At 67.3% G+C, this 15,121-nt stretch carries 14 protein-coding genes; 6 read left to right on the top strand and 8 right to left on the bottom strand.

What is annotated here, in order from left to right; translation table 11 throughout:
- The first annotated feature begins 28 nt into the window (after nt 1–28).
- Nucleotides 29–1,132 (top strand): glutamate 5-kinase, encoded by a 1,104-nt coding sequence (gene proB / locus G6N51_RS10605; protein ID WP_083168738.1) that lies wholly within the window; start codon nt 29–31, stop codon nt 1,130–1,132.
- A gap of 6 nt (nt 1,133–1,138) precedes the next feature.
- On the opposite strand, the gene G6N51_RS10600 is transcribed toward proB, so the two are convergent.
- From G6N51_RS10600 to G6N51_RS10590, 3 genes are all read right to left on the bottom strand, one after another.
- The gene (locus G6N51_RS10600) at nt 1,139–1,558 is read right to left on the bottom strand and encodes a DUF5313 domain-containing protein (protein WP_083168741.1); all 420 of its coding nucleotides are present in this window, start codon (nt 1,556–1,558) and stop codon (nt 1,139–1,141) included.
- A gap of 24 nt (nt 1,559–1,582) precedes the next feature.
- Complete coding sequence (locus G6N51_RS10595; protein ID WP_083168744.1) at nt 1,583–2,074, bottom strand: MarR family winged helix-turn-helix transcriptional regulator; 492 nt, start codon at nt 2,072–2,074, stop codon at nt 1,583–1,585.
- 72 nt (nt 2,075–2,146) lie between these two features.
- Nucleotides 2,147–2,797, bottom strand: a complete 651-nt coding sequence (locus G6N51_RS10590; protein ID WP_083168747.1) for a TetR/AcrR family transcriptional regulator — start codon at nt 2,795–2,797, stop codon at nt 2,147–2,149.
- A gap of 102 nt (nt 2,798–2,899) precedes the next feature.
- On the opposite strand from G6N51_RS10590, the gene G6N51_RS10585 reads away from it, so the two are divergent.
- Nucleotides 2,900–4,177 carry a cytochrome P450 gene (locus G6N51_RS10585; protein WP_083168750.1) on the top strand — a complete coding sequence of 426 codons (1,278 nt, stop codon included), beginning with the start codon at nt 2,900–2,902 and terminating at the stop codon, nt 4,175–4,177.
- Here G6N51_RS10585 and G6N51_RS10580 read toward each other — a convergent pair.
- Nucleotides 4,174–5,022 carry an SIR2 family NAD-dependent protein deacylase gene (locus tag G6N51_RS10580; RefSeq protein ID WP_083168753.1) on the bottom strand — a complete coding sequence of 283 codons (849 nt, stop codon included), beginning with the start codon at nt 5,020–5,022 and terminating at the stop codon, nt 4,174–4,176. The two genes, G6N51_RS10585 and G6N51_RS10580, sit on opposite strands and share 4 nt — an antisense overlap.
- Before the next feature lie 25 nt (nt 5,023–5,047).
- Nucleotides 5,048–5,587, bottom strand: coding sequence for a cysteine hydrolase family protein (locus tag G6N51_RS10575; RefSeq protein WP_083168756.1), 540 nt, complete (start codon nt 5,585–5,587; stop codon nt 5,048–5,050).
- Between the two features lie 59 nt (nt 5,588–5,646).
- On the opposite strand from G6N51_RS10575, the gene G6N51_RS10570 reads away from it, so the two are divergent.
- Nucleotides 5,647–7,689 (top strand): NAD(+) synthase, encoded by a 2,043-nt coding sequence (locus G6N51_RS10570; protein WP_083168759.1) that lies wholly within the window; start codon nt 5,647–5,649, stop codon nt 7,687–7,689.
- Nucleotides 7,690–7,740: 51 nt separating this feature from the next.
- On the opposite strand, the gene G6N51_RS10565 is transcribed toward G6N51_RS10570, so the two are convergent.
- The 3 genes from G6N51_RS10565 to G6N51_RS10555 form a co-directional block, all read right to left on the bottom strand.
- Nucleotides 7,741–8,148 carry a hypothetical protein gene (locus G6N51_RS10565; protein ID WP_083168762.1) on the bottom strand — a complete coding sequence of 136 codons (408 nt, stop codon included), beginning with the start codon at nt 8,146–8,148 and terminating at the stop codon, nt 7,741–7,743.
- A gap of 100 nt (nt 8,149–8,248) precedes the next feature.
- Nucleotides 8,249–9,124: a ribokinase gene (locus G6N51_RS10560; RefSeq protein ID WP_083168765.1), complete on the bottom strand. Its 876-nt coding sequence runs from the start codon at nt 9,122–9,124 to the stop codon at nt 8,249–8,251.
- A gap of 90 nt (nt 9,125–9,214) precedes the next feature.
- Entirely contained in the window at nt 9,215–9,892 is a 678-nt protein-coding gene (locus tag G6N51_RS10555; protein ID WP_083168768.1) for a cation transporter, read from the bottom strand.
- 218 nt (nt 9,893–10,110) lie between these two features.
- Between G6N51_RS10555 and G6N51_RS10550 the strand changes: the two genes are divergently transcribed.
- From G6N51_RS10550 to G6N51_RS10540, 3 genes are all read left to right on the top strand, one after another.
- The gene (locus G6N51_RS10550) at nt 10,111–12,270 is read left to right on the top strand and encodes an adenylate/guanylate cyclase domain-containing protein (RefSeq protein WP_083169224.1); all 2,160 of its coding nucleotides are present in this window, start codon (nt 10,111–10,113) and stop codon (nt 12,268–12,270) included.
- Nucleotides 12,267–13,712, top strand: a complete 1,446-nt coding sequence (locus G6N51_RS10545; RefSeq protein WP_083168771.1) for a mechanosensitive ion channel domain-containing protein — start codon at nt 12,267–12,269, stop codon at nt 13,710–13,712. Before G6N51_RS10550 ends, G6N51_RS10545 begins: the two co-directional genes overlap by 4 nt.
- Before the next feature lie 105 nt (nt 13,713–13,817).
- Nucleotides 13,818–15,101 (top strand): glutamate-5-semialdehyde dehydrogenase, encoded by a 1,284-nt coding sequence (locus G6N51_RS10540; protein ID WP_083168774.1) that lies wholly within the window; start codon nt 13,818–13,820, stop codon nt 15,099–15,101.
- The last annotated feature ends 20 nt before the right edge of the window (nt 15,102–15,121 follow it).

The raw sequence follows: 15,121 nt of genomic DNA, 5'->3' as shown, positions 1-15,121 counted from the left end.
ACGAAGCGATGAGGAGAAGCGGCGCATCATGACCGCGCACCGAGAGGCCGTCCGGACCGCGCGCAGCCTGGTGGTCAAGGTCGGCACCAACGCGCTGACCACAGCGTCCGGCGTGTTCGACGCCGGTCGGCTGGCCGGGCTGGCCGACGCCATCGAGTCACGCATGAAGGCGGGCACCGATGTCGTCATCGTCTCGTCGGGTGCCATCGCCGCCGGCATCGAACCGCTCGGATTGACCCGTCGTCCCAAGGACTTGGCGACCAAGCAGGCCGCGGCCAGCGTCGGGCAGGTCGCGCTGGTCAACGCGTGGAGCGCGGCGTTCGCCCGGTACGGGCGCACGGTCGGGCAGGTGCTGCTGACCGCGCACGACATCTCCATGCGGGCGCAGCACACGAACGCCCAGCGCACATTGGACCGGTTGCGGGCCCTGCACGCGGTGGCGATCGTCAACGAGAACGACACGGTGGCCACCAACGAAATTCGGTTCGGCGACAACGATCGGCTGTCGGCGCTGGTGGCGCACCTCGTCGGCGCCGAGGCGCTGGTGCTGCTCTCCGATATCGACGGCCTGTACGACGCCGATCCACGAAAGATCAAGGGCGCCAAATTTATTGCCGAGGTATCGGGCGCGGCGGATCTGGCCGGTGTGGTCGCCGGCCCCGGCAGCGATCTGGGAACCGGCGGCATGGTGTCGAAGATGTCCTCGGCGTTACTGGCCGCCGACGCCGGGGTACCGGTCCTGCTCGCCGCCGCGGCCGACGCCGCGACCGCGCTGAGCGACGCCTCGGTCGGGACGGTATTCGCCGCACGGCCGCAACGGATGTCGGCCCGGCGGTTCTGGGTGCGCTATGCCGCCGAGGCGGCGGGTGCGCTGACCCTGGACGAGGGCGCGGTGCGCGCGGTGCTGGGCCAGCGCCGCTCGCTGCTGGCCGCCGGTATCACCGGCGTGTCGGGCCGGTTCTATGCGGGCGACGTCGTCGAACTGCGCGGCCTGGACGCGGCCATGGTGGCCCGCGGTGTGGTGGCCTACGACGCCACCGAACTGGCCACCATGATCGGCCGGTCGACCTCCGAGCTGCCCGGTGAGCTGCGCCGGCCCGCGGTGCACGCCGACGACCTGGTGGCGGTGTAAGCCCGGTTAGGTGAACGGGTTGCTGTTGTCCTGCCAGGCCGCCGATTCGGGGCGCGGGCCGAAGCGGCGAGCGTAGTCCTCGTGCATCTTCGCTTGTTTCTTGTTCTTGATCACGTCGACCAGGTTCGGGTCGAGTCCGTGCTGCGCCAGCCGGTGTCGGCGCCAGACCTTGTTCAACGCAAGCGAGATCAACAGGGCCCAGATGTAGAGCGGCACCGTCATCTCGGTGTGCACGTACAGCGAAGCGGGCAGCAACCAGAAGGGCGCGAGAACGAACAGCGGCGGTATGGCCCACCGGATCATGTGCCGGCGCACGGCTCCCTTGCCCGCCAAATCGTGGGCGACCCAGTCGCGCATCGAGCTGGGCAGGCATCGACCGTATGAATAGGCGATGTGTTGCCAGATGTTGGGTTTGGTGCGGGTCATGGGGGCTCCTATGGGCGGGCGGTTTCAGGACTGCAATGCGCCCGCTGCCAAGGCGGCCGCGTTGATGCGGGTCAGCACCTGGTGCAGGTGCTGAAGTTCGTCGATGCCGACGCCCAGACGCGCGACCACGGCGGGCGGAACTTCCAGCGCACGCCGGCGCAAGGCGGTGCCGCTGTCGGTGAGCCTGACGTCGGTGGACCGCTCATCGACCGCGCTTCGCGTACGGGTGATCAGGCCGAGCCCCTCGAGGCGCTTGAGCATCGGTGACAGGGTAGCCGGATCCATCTGCAACGTGGTCGCAATCTCCTTGACCAACAAAGGTTTTCGCTGTCCCGGAGGTGACTTCTGGTGATCCCACAGCGTCAGCATCACCAGATACTGGGGGTGGGTCAGTCCCAATGGCTCCAGTAGCGGCCGGTAGACGGCCAGGACGGCGCGGTTGGTCACGCTCAGCGCGAAACAGACCTGCTGGTCGAGGGAGAGCGGGTCGAGCTGCGGTGTGGCCGGCGACGCCATATTCGCATCGTACGCTAATAGTTAGGGTATTAACTATGTCGTTCTCGTCACAGCGGCCGAGGTCACCGGGCGTCATCGCGCCGAGGTGGACTTGAGATACAGCGCGCCCCAGACAATTTCGGACAGCACGGCCGCCAGCTCCGCGTCGTAGTCGATCGGCTTCACCGGCAGGTTCTGCTGGCACGCGCGCTCGACCATCCAGGTCAGCGCGCTGGCGGTGGTGGCCGCGGGCAACCCCGGCCGAATCGAGCCATCGGCCTGGCCTTCCTCGATGACCCGGGTCATCCGTCCGGTGACCGCCGTCAGCAGGTTGCGGTAGGTCGCCGCGACCAGCGGGTCATAACCGGCCATCTCGTTGAGTGCGACCAGCACCGGTTGGTGCCGCCGGTAGCTCGCGATGATGCCGTCCATAGCGGCGCGGACGTCTTCGGGATCGTGCCGCGACGACACGCTCCACCAGCGGTCCGCGCTGTCGGCCAGGTCGGCGAACACCTGATTGGCGAGGCGGCGCAGCAGGTGGCCCTTGTCCTCGAAATAGATGTAGAAGCTGGCGCGGGAGATGCCGGCCTCGGTCGACAGCCGGTCCACGCTGAGTTCGGTGAAGCTGGTGCCGTCGCGCATCAGCCGCTCGGTGGCGTCCAGCAGCCGGCGCTCGATCTGCTCCCGCCGCCGCTGACGTTCCCGTTCGCGGTTGGCCTGCGGCTTCCGGGTGACCGATGGCATTCACCCAGCATAGAAGTTATTTGACAACTTGACTAGACATAGTGTCTAGGAATAGTGTCGCTGGCAGTCTGTGACCGAGGTCATACCCAACGGAGGATCACCATGACCGTGATGACCGGGATGTCGGGCACCGAGAAGCCCGGCCGCGCCTACGACCCGATCGACCTGTCCTCGCGCGCGTTTTGGTCGACGACCGCGGCGGACCGGGAGCGTTCATTCGCCGTGCTGCGAGCCGAGCGGCCGGTGAGCTGGCACCCGCCGGTGCAGGACGCCCTGATGCCCGATCCCGACGACCCCGGGTATTGGGCGGTCACCCGGCGCGCGGACATCGTCGCGGTCAGCCGCAACAACGAGGCGTTCCTGTCCGGCCTGGGCGTGATGTTCGAGAACATCCCGGTGGAGTTGCTCGAAGCGTCGCAGTCGTTCCTGGCGATGGACCCGCCGCGACACACCAAGTTGCGCAAGCTCGTCAGCGCCGCGTTCACACCGCGGCAGATCCGCCGCATCGAGGATTCGATCCAGGCCAACGCCAGGGCCATCGTCGAAGAACTCCAGTGCGCCGGCAGCGGCGCCGATTTCGTCGACCACTGCGCCAAGCAACTGCCGATCCGCACGTTGTCCGACATGGTGGGAATCCCGGAATCCGAACGGGAGCGGGTGGCCCATGCCGCCGACGCGCTGGTGTCCTGGGCCGACCCGGTCTACCTCGACGGTCGTAACCCGATGGAGGTCCTGGTCGAAAACCAGGTGTACCTGCACCAGATCGCCGGGGGGCTGGCGGCCGAGCGCCGCGAGCATCCGGGCGACGACCTGTTCAGTGGCCTGGTGAACGCCGAGGTGGACGGCGACCGGCTGACCGACGCGGAGGTATCCGCCTTCTTCGTCCTGCTTTCGGTGGCCGCCAACGACACCACCCGTCAGACCACCAGTCACGCCATTAAGGCGCTCACCGACTTTCCCGACCAGCGGGCTTGGCTCGCAGCGGATTTCGACAATCGGATCGGTACCGCCGTGGAGGAGTTCATCCGATGGGCGTCGCCCGTCATGACCTTTCGCCGCACCGCCGCAACCGACTATGAGCTGGGCGGCCAGACCATCCGGGCGGGCGAGAAGGTCGTGATGTTCTATCCGTCCGGCAACTGGGACACCGACGTTTTCGACCACCCGGAGCGGTTGGATCTGAGCCGCAGCCCCAACCCGCACGTCGGTTTCGGCGGTGGCGGAGTGCACTTCTGCCTCGGCGCGCATGTCGCCCGGGCGCAGCTGCGGGCCATCTTCGGCGAGCTGCTGCGCCAGCTGCCGGACATCCAGGCGGGCGATCCCGCCTATGTGGCGGGCAATTTCGTGCACGCCATCCGCAGCATGCCGTGCACGTTCTAACGCGCTGCTATCGGCGATAACTCGTCGGCCAGCAGGGTCAGCAGCTCGGAGCAGCCGCCGTCGACCTTGACGGTGGCCAGGTCGTCCCCGCGGGTTCGTCCCCGGTTGATGATGGCGATCGGCCTGCCCAGCGCGGCGGCGTGACGCACGAACCGGTAGCCGGAGAACACCGTCAGCGACGAGCCGGCGACCAGCAGCGCTTCGGCTTCGCTCACGAGCGAATATGCTTGGTCGACAATGTGTTTGGCCACGTTTTCGCCGAAGTAGACGATGTCCGGCTTGAGCATGCCGCCGCAGTGCGGGCAGTCCAGATACCTGAACGAGGTGGTATCGGCGACGACCGCGTCGGCGTCGGGTGCCACCGCGAGACCGCCCACCGCCTCGGCGCGCTCGACGAATCCCGGGTTGAGCGCCTCCAGCTGTTCGGCCAGCGCGGCGCGGGTCATGGTGTATCCGCAGCCCAGGCAGACGACCTGCGCGTAGGTGCCGTGCAGGTTGACGACGTTCTCGCTGCCGGCCTTGGTGTGCAGCAGGTCGACGTTCTGGGTGATCACCGCGGTCACCACCGAAGCGCGCTCGAGCGCGGCCAGCGCCCGGTGCCCGGGGTTGGGCAGAGTGTCGTCCATGTGTCGCCAGCCGACGTGGTTGCGCGCCCAGTAGCGCTGCCGGAACACCGGATCCGAGGTGAACTGACGGATCGTCATGGGATTGCTGGGCGGTGAATCGGGCCCGCGGTAGTCGGGGATGCCGGAGTCGGTGGACAGCCCCGCGCCCGTCAACACCGCCATCCGGCGGCCGGCCAGCAACGCGACCAGCTCCGGCGATTCTGCGCAGCGGGTGGTCACCTCGTCCAGCGTACGGCCACCGAGGTTAACCGAGGCACTCCGCGGCCGTGGTGACCTCGGCCGACATATTGGTCTCCATCATCTTCAGCGCCGCGGCGCCCAGTTCGGGGTCGATGTGGGCGACGGCGTCGGTCGGAATCACCACGGGGAAATGGCGCACGTACGCGTCGAGTGCGGTGTAGAGGATGCACTGCTCGGTGACCTGCCCGGTGATGATCAGTCGCTTGGTCTCCAGGCGGTTGAGCAGATACGCCAGTGCGGTAGCGTAGAAGGCGCTGTGCCGCACCTTGGTCATCACCCGGCAGTCCCCGCCCGGCACGATCGGCTTGACCAGATCGGGCCGCGCCCCATCGAGGGCTGAGCTGACGATGTCGGAGAACTGGGCGGCGAAATCGCCGTAGTTGTCGTTGACGTACACGAGGTCGACGTCGTCGGATTCGCGAGCGCGCCGCAACAGATCGGCCAGCGGGTCGATGATCTTGCCCACATTGGGTATTAGTTCTTCGGCATCGGGATGCTCATAGGTGTTCATCATGTCGACCACGACCACGGCAGTATCGCTCATGATGGAGGGGATACCCGGCGGCCACGGGTCGACACGGGGCAGGCGACAATGGAAGGGCGATGGACTTTTACAACGCTTACAGCCAGGGCTTCGTCCGGGTCGCCGCCTGCACGCACCACACCGCGCTCGCCGATCCGGCGGCCAACGCCGAGTCGGTCCTCCGGCTGGCGCGCGCGTGCCACGACGACGGCGTCGCCGTGGCCGTCTTCCCCGAGCTGACGCTGTCCGGGTACTCCATCGAGGACATCGTCATGCAGGACCTGTTGCTCGATGACGTCAAAACCGCCGTCGAGAGCATCGTCGCCGCCTCCATTGACCTGCTGCCGGTCCTCGTTGTGGGTGCCCCGCTGCGTTATCGGCATCGCATCTACAACACCGCGGTGGTCATCCACCGTGGCGTGGTGCTCGGGGTGGTGCCGAAGTCGTACCTGCCCACCTACCGGGAGTTCTACGAGCGCCGCCAGATCGCGGCCGGGGACGACGAGCGCGGCACCATCCGGATCTGCGACGCCGACGTCCCGTTCGGTCCGGACCTGCTGTTCGGCGCGTCGGATGTGCCCGACTTCGTGCTGCACGTGGAAATCTGCGAGGACATGTTCGTGCCGATCCCGCCCAGTGCGGAGGCCGCGCTCGCGGGAGCGACGGTGCTGGCGAACCTTTCCGGCAGCCCCATCACGATCGGTCGCGCCGAGGACCGCTGCCTGTTCGCCCGCTCGGCATCGGCGCGGTGCCTGGCCGCCTACGTCTACGCCGCCGCGGGCGAGGGGGAGTCGACCACCGACCTGGCCTGGGACGGCCAGACCATGGTCTGGGAGAACGGCGAGCTGCTGGCCTCCTCCGAGCGCTTCCCGAAGGGGGAACGTCGCAGCGTCGCCGACGTCGACATCGACCTGCTGCGCTCGGAACGGTTGCGGATGGGGACATTCGACGACAACCGGCGCCACCACCGCGGGTCGGCCGAATCGTTCCGGCGCATCGATTTCCGGTTGGACCCGCCCAGTGGTGACATCGGATTGCGCCGCGACGTGGAGCGGTTCCCGTTCGTCCCCGCGAACCGCGAACGCCTGGAACAGGATTGCTACGAGGCCTACAACATCCAGGTGTCCGGGCTGGAGCAGCGGCTGCGCGCGTTGAACTACCCGAAGATCGTCATCGGCATTTCCGGCGGGCTGGATTCGACGCACGCCCTGATCGTTGCGGCGCGCGCGATGGACCGCGAAGAACGGTCGCGCAGCGACATTCTGGCGTTCACGCTGCCCGGCTTCGCGACGGGGGATCGCACCAAACGCAACGCCATTGAGCTGTGCCGCGCACTCGGGGTCACCTTCTCCGAAATCGACATCACCGAGACCGCAGTGGTGATGTTCCAGGAGATCGACCACCCGTTCGGGCGCGGGGAAAAGGTCTACGACGTCACCTTCGAGAACGTGCAGGCGGGTCTGCGCACCGATTACCTGTTCCGGTTGGCCAACCAGCGCGGCGGCATCGTGCTCGGCACCGGTGACCTCTCTGAGCTGGGGCTGGGCTGGTCCACGTATGGGGTGGGCGACCAGATGTCGCACTACAACGTCAACGGCGGTGTCCCCAAGACGCTGATTCAGCACCTGATCCGCTGGGTCATCTCGTCGGGACAGTTCGAGTCCGACGTCACCGACGTGCTGCAGTCGGTGCTGGACACCGAGATCACCCCGGAACTCGTCCCGAGCGGCGAAGAAGAGGAGTTGCAGAGCAGCGAGGCCAAGGTGGGCCCGTATGCCCTGCAAGACTTTTCGCTTTTCCATGTGCTGCGCTACGGGTTCCGGCCGTCGAAGATCGCGTTCTTGGCCTGGCATGCGTGGAGCGACCCGGAGCAGGGTAACTGGCCGCCGGGGTTCCCCGATGAGAAGCGACCGACTTACTCGCTGAAGGAGATTCGGCACTGGCTGGGCATCTTCGTGCAGCGGTTCTACTCGTTCAGCCAATTCAAACGCTCGGCGTTGCCGAACGGCCCCAAGGTCTCGCACGGCGGCGCGCTGTCGCCCCGTGGCGATTGGCGGGCGCCGTCGGACATGTCCGCGCGTATCTGGCTCGACGAGATCGAGCAGCAGATTCCCGAGGAATAGCGCGCCGAAGGGCCCGCCCGCGGTGGCGCGGGGCGGGCCCGGAGCGTCCGCTCACGCCCTGGCGCGGCGCCAGCCCTGGTATTGCAGTTCGGCGAACACCAGCGTGTAGGCGCCGGCCGCCAGGTTCAACGCGACGCCGGCGGTAGTCAACGGGAAGACGTCTTCGAGCACCAGCACCACGGCGGCCCCCGTGTAGGCCAAGTTGGCGACGATCACGGCCATGCCGGCGCGGCGTACCGAGGGCAGGGCCGCGAGCCCGAACACGACCACGCCGTAGCCGATCAAGAAAGCGGCCATCGCGTACTCGAAGGTCTTCGTGGTCCCCGATAGCTCGGCGAGTTTTCCGGCCAGCGGGATACCGGCCAGGCCGACGACGCCGCTGATGGCGGCGTCGGCGCGCATGGCCAGGCGGAGCAGGCCGTCCCGGGTGCCCGTGCGGTCAATCGTGGTCGCGGACATAATGTTCCTTTCTCGATGGCTGACTGCGATCGCCAACCACGCTGCCCGCACACCGCTGCCAGATCGACGCCGGACGCTGCCAACTGCTGCCAGCCGCAGGTCAGGTGGGTGATTCGAGCGCCGCGTCGATAGCTTGGGCATCGGGGGCGCAGTCGCCTGCGCCCGGCACCAACGTGGCCAGCGCGCCCGCCGCGCAGGCGCGCCGCAACGCGCGCAGCCGCTGGGCGGGCGAGCCCGGAGTGCGTGGCCAGCTTCCGGCCAGCACTCCGGCGAACACGTCCCCGGCCCCGGTGGTGTCCACCGCGGTCACCGCCGGAGCGGGCACCACGAAGTCGCCGTCGGCGCCAAGGTACCGGGCGCCGCGCGCGCCCAGCGTGATCACCAGGTGAGCCGGGCGCCAGGGCCACTCGTCGGCCTCGGCCTCGTTGGCGATCACCACGTCGGCCGCGGCCGCCAAGTCGGAGAGCGACTTTTGGTCCCCGCCTGCCGGCGAGGCGTTGACGACGACGACCGCCCCGGCCGAACGGGCCTGCCGTGCCGCCGCCACCGCCGCGCGCACCGGAATTTCCAGTTGCGTCAATAACACCTCGGAGCCGGCGATGACGCGTCGCGCGGCCGCCTCCAGCGTCACCCGCCCATTGGCGCCCGGCGCGACCACGATGGTGTTCTCGGCGTTGGCGTCGACGACGACGATGGCCGTGCCACTCGGTCCGGGCGTTTCGGCGAGCGCGTCCAGTCCGACGCCGTTGGCCAGCAGGTGAGCGCGCAACCGTTCGCCGGCCGCGTCGTCACCGACCGCGCCGACGAACTGCACCTGTGCGCCCGCGCGCGCCGCCGCCACGGCCTGATTGGCACCCTTGCCGCCCGGTGCTTGGGTCAGCGACGCCGCCAGCACCGTCTCACCGGGCCGGGGAAGGGCCTCCACGCGCAGCGACAGGTCCATGTTCACGCTGCCGACCACGCAGACTCGTGCCATGACGTTGACGTTAGCGGGTGGCGAAGCTCCGTGTACGGAAACCTCCGCGAGGGCCAAAGAGTCTGCAGCGCGGTGGTTTTGGCGCTTGCGTCAGCATCCGCATTCCTCGCCGCGCCACGCCTCGAGACCCTCCCGCACCGCAAAGCCGGCGATGACCAAGCCGACCGCGGGGTCCAGCCACCAGCCGCCCGGCCAGACGGCGATGACGGCCAGCGCGAGCAACACCGCCGCGGACTGCGCGGCGCACAAATAGTTTTGCGTGCCCTCGCCCGCGGTGGCGCGCGAATCCAGGCGCGCGCCGAGCCTCCGCTTGGCCCATCCCAGAAGAGGCATCAGAACCAGCGCCACGGCGGTCAGGATCATCCCGATCAGCGTGGTCTCGGGGCGGGCCCCGCTGAGCAGATTCCGGACCGATTCGAAAGCGATGTACGGCGCGATGAGCCAGAAGGAAACGGCCACCCCGCGCTGCGCCCGCCGCTCCGAAGTCTCCGACGGCGTGCGTGAACCCGTGAACCGCCACACGACGATCACACTCGCCAAGCCCTCGACCGCGCTGCCGAGCGCCCAGCCGATCAGGGAGATGGAACGGACCGTGAACCCTTGCCACAGGCCGAGCGCGCCCTCCGCGCACATCCACAAGAGGCTCGCCCACGCGAGCCGACGCGCCCAGCGCGCCGCCCGCACCCATTCGGCGTCGCGCGCCGGAGGTCGCGCGGTCGCGATGTCGGTCGACTCGCAGCCACAGCCCTCAACGCACCCGTCGCCCATAGCGCCAAGGATAAGTGCGCGGCGCTAGGTGATCGAAGATCCAAGCATTCTTCACGCTGAACGCTTTGCCGCAATCGCCCATATCTCGAGGCACGCGCGCTAATGTGCTGCGTGAGCGATGCTGCGTGTCCGAGGAAGGGCGAAGTCGAGTGACGTCGAGCGAGCTACAAGACGCCGAGCCGGCTTCCCCGACCACACCGGAATCCTTCCCGGACGAAATGGCGGTGACGCACGAAGGCGAGCCCCGCAAGGGCCATAAGTTCCGCCGTCGGCGGCTTTTCCGGATCGGCCTGCAATCCAAGCTGCTGCTGACGCTGCTGCTCTGCAGCATCCTGTCGATCGGGGTGATCGGATTCATCGGGGCGTCATCGGGCCGCAACGCCCTGCGCCAGGTCGAATCCGAACGACTCATCGAACTTCGCGAGTCCCAGTCGCGGCAGGTGCGGTCGCTTTTCAAAGAGGTGACGAATTCGCTCATCGTCTACAGCGGCGGCTTCAGCATCGTCGAGGCCACGACGGCGTTCACCGACGGGTTCGCTCAGCTGTCCAACGCGACCATCACGCCGGCCCAGCAGCAGGCGCTCGTCACCTATTACGACAACAACATGATCAAACCGATCAAACGAATCACCGGTGAGGAACTCGATCGTAACGCGATATTCCCGAGTTCCAACGCGCAGAAGTATCTTCAGGCCAACTACACGGCGCCGTATCCGACGGCCGCCGAAGCGAGGAAGACCGACGACGCCGGCGACGGCAGCGCCTGGTCGGCGGCCAGCGCCCGTTATGGCTTCTACATGCGCGACATCGTCACTCGTTTCGAGTACCCGGATGCGCTGTTGCTCGACATGCAGGGCAATGTCGTCTATTCGGTGAACAAGGGACCGGACCTCGGCACCAACATCCTCACCGGCCCGTACCGGGAGTCGAATCTGCGCGACGCATACCAAAAAGCCCTGCGCTCCAACGACATCAGCTTCGTCTGGATCACCGACTTCCAGCCGTATCAGCCGCAGCTCGACGTCCCCACGGCGTGGGTGGTATCGCCGGTGGGAATGAACGGCAAATTCAACGGCGTCATGGCGCTGCCGCTACCGATCTCCAAGATCAACAACATCATGACCGCCGGCCAACACTGGGAGGCCGCCGGGATGGGCCCGGCAACCGAAACGTACCTGGCCGGACCGGACAACCTGATGCGTTCCGACTCAAGGCTTTTCCTGGAGGATCCGGCCGAATATAAGCGCGAGGCGGTGGCATCGGGCACCCCGCCCGACGTCGTGGAAGAAGCCGTCCGGCTGGGTGGTACGACGCTGGTGCAGCCGGTACCGACCGCGGGTCTTCGTGCCGCCCAACGCGGGCAGACCGGAGTCATCAGCGCCACCGACTATCTGGGCAACAGGGAGTTGGAGGCCTATAGCCCGCTGACGGTGCCGAACTCCGATCTGCACTGGTCCATCCTGGCGACGCGGGACAACTCCGACGCCTTCGCGCGGCTGGGCAGGTTCAGCAGGACGCTCGTGCTGGCCGTGTCGATAATGATCTTCACCATCTGCGTGGCGTCGATGGTGCTGGCCCAGCTGATGTTGCGGCCGATCCGCCGGCTGCAGGCCGGTACGCAGAAGATCAGCTCCGGCAACTACGAGATCAACATCCCGGTCACGACGCGCGACGAAATTGGAGACCTGACCGCGGCTTTCAACGAGATGAGCCGCAGCCTGGCGATCAAAGAGGAGCTTCTCAACGAACAGCGCCGGGAGAACGACCGCCTGTTGCTGGCGCTGATGCCGGAGTCGGTCGTTCAGCGATATCGCGAGGGTCAGGAGACCATCGCGCAGGAACACCAGGGCGTGGCGGTGATCTTCGCCGAAATCGTCGGGCTCGACGAGGTTTCCGCGGACGTGTCCGGCGACGAGTTGGTCGGGATCGTCGACGAGCTGTTCCGGCAGTTCGATTCGGCGGCCGAAGCTCTCGGCATCGAACGGATCCGCACCTTCCACAACGGCTACCTCGCCAGCTGCGGGGTGGTCACGCCACGGCTGGACAGCATTCACCGCAGCGTCGACTTCGCGATCGAAATGCGCCAGATCATCGAGCGGTTCAACAGCCAAACCGGTCACGAGTTGCGGCTTCGAGTGGGCATCAGCACCGGCGATGTGATCAGCGGACTGGTCGGCCGCTCGGGGCTCGTCTACGACATGTGGGGCGCCGCGGTGAGTCTCGCTTATCAAATGAAAAGCGGCGCAAGCCAATCGGGCATTTATGTCACCTCACAGGTGTACGAGGCGATGCGTGACGTACGGCAGTTCGCGCCGGCCGGCACCATCTCGGTCGCCGGAAGCGACCAGGCGATCTACCGGTTGTCGGAGCGATCATGAACCTGTTCCAATCATCGTGGTTCTACTGGGCTATCGGCGTCGCGTTCGGATTCCCGGTCGTTTTGATCCTGCTCACCGAGCTGCATCGCATGCTGGTCCGCCGAAACAGCCACCTGGCCAGGCAGGTGAGCCTGCTGCGCAACTACCTGCTGCCGCTGGGTGCGCTGTTGCTGCTGCTCGTCAAGGCTTCGCAGATACCGGCCGGGGATGGCGTGGTGCGGATCCTCACGACGGTGTTCGGCCTGCTGGTGTTGGTGCTGGTGCTGTCTGCCCTGAACGCCACGGTATTCGAGGGCGCGCCCGACGACAGCTGGCGCAAACGACTGCCCACTATCTTTGTCGACGTCGCCCGCTTCGGCGTCATCGGCGTCGGCCTGACGGTGATGCTGTCGCTGATCTGGGGTGTCCGGGTCGGCGGCTTGTTCACCGCGCTGGGCGTCACATCGGTGGTCATCGGCCTGATGCTGCAGAACTCCGTGGGCCAGGTGGTGTCCGGGTTGTTCATGCTATTCGAGCAGCCGTTCCGGATCGACGAATGGCTGGACACGGGGACAGCGCGGGGGCGCGTCGTCGAAGTGAACTGGCGGTCGGTGCACATCGACACCGGCAGCGGAATCCGCATCATGCCCAACTCGATGCTGGCCGGTACCTCGTTCACCAACCTCAGTCGCCCGTCCCGCGCGTACGACTGCGCGATCACCACCAAGTTCGCGGCCGGCGATTCCCCGGACAAGGTGTGCGCGATGCTGACTCGGGTCGCCACGGCGCTGCCGGCCCGCAAACCCGAGATCTTGCCCACCACGGTGGCCTTGGGCGGCGCCCAGTACTGCACGACCATCCGGTTGATCTCTCCGGCCGACGCCGAAGCCACCGAAGCGACCTTCCTGCGCTGGGTTTGGTATGCCGCGCGGCGCGCGCGCCTGCGGCTCGACGGTGCCGACGACAACTACTCCACCACACAACGCGTGGAAAAGGCGCTGCGCACCGTGGTCGCCCCCGCGTTGCGGCTGAGCCACACCGATCAGCAATCGCTGGTCCCGTACGCGAAGATCGTCCGCTACGGTGCTGAGGAAATTCTCGAGTCCGCCGGGCAGGTCTCGCCCGGCATGACCTTCTTGGTGGCCGGCCGGGTGCGCTTGACGGCGACAACCGACGACGGGTCGGTGGTCCCCGTCACCACCCTGGACGAGGGATCGTTCCTCGGCCTGACCGCGCTAACCCGTCAGCCCAACCTCGCCGGCGCGTACGCGCTCGACGAGGTGACGGCGCTGCAGATCGATCGTGAGCACCTCGAGCATCTGGTGATGCGTAAGCCGTTGCTGCTCCAAGACTTGGGACGACTCATCGAGGAGCGGCAAACCAAGGTGCGGCAGGTGACTCAGCAAGAGCGGATCGGCCCGACGAGCCTCGGGGCACCGACGCCGGCGAAGCCGCTCCGCTGACCCGCCGGCGAACGGGACTTGGCCGTCGGCACGTTACGCACGGAGCGGATGCCGTAATTCCCGGGCCGGCTGACCCGGCCGACTAAGGCCCGCTACCCTGGTTCAATGAGTCTGCAAGCAACCTTCCGCAGCGGAGAGGCTCAGCACGGCGAGGCCGACTTGCGCCGGGAGGTGCACAACGCCGCTCGCCGCGCCCGGGTCGCCTCCCGCGTCCTGGCACTGTTGCCGACAGTCGCCAAGGACCAGGCGCTGCGTTCCGCGGCCGACGCGATAGCGGCCCACACCGACTTGATCCTCTCGGCCAACGCCGAAGATCTCGCCGCCGCCGAAGCCGTCGGCACACCGACGGCGATGCTCGACCGGCTGGCGCTCGACGCCAACAGGGTCGAGGGCATCGCCGCCGGTCTGCGCCAGGTCGCCGGACTGCCCGACCCGGTCGGGGAGGTGCTGCGCGGCTACACCCTGCCCAACGGTTTGCATTTGCGGCAGCAGCGCGTGCCGCTCGGGGTCGTCGGCATGATCTATGAGGGTCGGCCCAACGTCACCGTCGACGCCTTCGGCCTGGCGCTCAAGTCGGGCAACGCGGTGTTGTTGCGCGGAAGTTCCTCGGCGGCGCGATCCAACCAGGCGCTGGTGCAAGTCCTGCGGGCTTCGCTGGTAAGCGAGGACCTGCCGGCCGATGCGGTGCAACTGCTTTCGGCCGACGACCGCGCCACTGTGACGCACCTGATCCAGGCCCGTGGCCTGGTCGACGTGGTGATACCGCGTGGGGGAGCGAGCCTGATCAACGCGGTGGTCCGTGACGCTCAGGTGCCCACCATCGAGACCGGCGTCGGCAACTGCCACGTGTACGTGCACGAAGGGGCCGACCTGGATGTCGCGGAACGGATCCTGCTGAACTCCAAGACCCGCCGGCCCAGCGTCTGCAACGCCGCCGAGACGCTCTTGGTGGATGCCGCGATCGCCACGAAGGCGCTGCCGCGGCTGGTGGCCGCCCTCGAGGACGCGGGTGTGACCGTGCACGGCGGGTTCTCAGCGGACGCGGCGGAGGACGACCTGCGCCGCGAGTACCTGTCGATGGACATCGCGGTCGCGGTGGTCGACGGCATCGACGCCGCGATCGCCCACATCAACGAGTACGGCACCGGCCACACCGAGGCCATCGTGACCAGCAATATGGCTGCGGCGCAACGGTTTAGCGACGGCGTAGACGCCGCCGCGGTGATGATCAACGCGTCGACGGCGTTCACCGACGGCGAGCAGTTCGGTTTCGGCGCCGAAATCGGCATCTCCACCCAGAAATTGCATGCGCGCGGTCCGATGGGGCTGCCGGAGCTGACCTCGACCAAGTGGATCGCGTGGGGTGACGGGCAAGTCCGTCCCGCCTGACACCACGACGAAAAGTGCTT

The sequence above is a fragment of the Mycobacterium paraseoulense genome (assembly GCF_010731655.1).
GTDB lineage: Bacteria > Actinomycetota > Actinomycetes > Mycobacteriales > Mycobacteriaceae > Mycobacterium > Mycobacterium paraseoulense.
Note: the sequence above shows the minus strand (reverse complement) of the source record. Positions and strands in the feature narration are given on the sequence as shown.

Excerpts from the sequence above, each read along its gene's own strand:
- proB (WP_083168738.1), top strand. The coding sequence starts at position 29 with ATGACCGCGCACCGAGAGGCCGTCCGGACCGCGCGCAGCCTGGTGGTC.
- G6N51_RS10600 (WP_083168741.1), bottom strand. The coding sequence starts at position 1,558 with ATGACCCGCACCAAACCCAACATCTGGCAACACATCGCCTATTCATAC.
- G6N51_RS10595 (WP_083168744.1), bottom strand. The coding sequence starts at position 2,074 with ATGGCGTCGCCGGCCACACCGCAGCTCGACCCGCTCTCCCTCGACCAG.
- G6N51_RS10590 (WP_083168747.1), bottom strand. The coding sequence starts at position 2,797 with ATGCCATCGGTCACCCGGAAGCCGCAGGCCAACCGCGAACGGGAACGT.
- G6N51_RS10585 (WP_083168750.1), top strand. The coding sequence starts at position 2,900 with ATGACCGTGATGACCGGGATGTCGGGCACCGAGAAGCCCGGCCGCGCC.
- G6N51_RS10575 (WP_083168756.1), bottom strand. The coding sequence starts at position 5,587 with ATGAGCGATACTGCCGTGGTCGTGGTCGACATGATGAACACCTATGAG.
- G6N51_RS10570 (WP_083168759.1), top strand. The coding sequence starts at position 5,647 with ATGGACTTTTACAACGCTTACAGCCAGGGCTTCGTCCGGGTCGCCGCC.
- G6N51_RS10565 (WP_083168762.1), bottom strand. The coding sequence starts at position 8,148 with ATGTCCGCGACCACGATTGACCGCACGGGCACCCGGGACGGCCTGCTC.
- G6N51_RS10560 (WP_083168765.1), bottom strand. The coding sequence starts at position 9,124 with ATGGCACGAGTCTGCGTGGTCGGCAGCGTGAACATGGACCTGTCGCTG.
- G6N51_RS10555 (WP_083168768.1), bottom strand. The coding sequence starts at position 9,892 with ATGGGCGACGGGTGCGTTGAGGGCTGTGGCTGCGAGTCGACCGACATC.
- G6N51_RS10550 (WP_083169224.1), top strand. The coding sequence starts at position 10,111 with ATGGCGGTGACGCACGAAGGCGAGCCCCGCAAGGGCCATAAGTTCCGC.
- G6N51_RS10545 (WP_083168771.1), top strand. The coding sequence starts at position 12,267 with ATGAACCTGTTCCAATCATCGTGGTTCTACTGGGCTATCGGCGTCGCG.
- G6N51_RS10540 (WP_083168774.1), top strand. The coding sequence starts at position 13,818 with ATGAGTCTGCAAGCAACCTTCCGCAGCGGAGAGGCTCAGCACGGCGAG.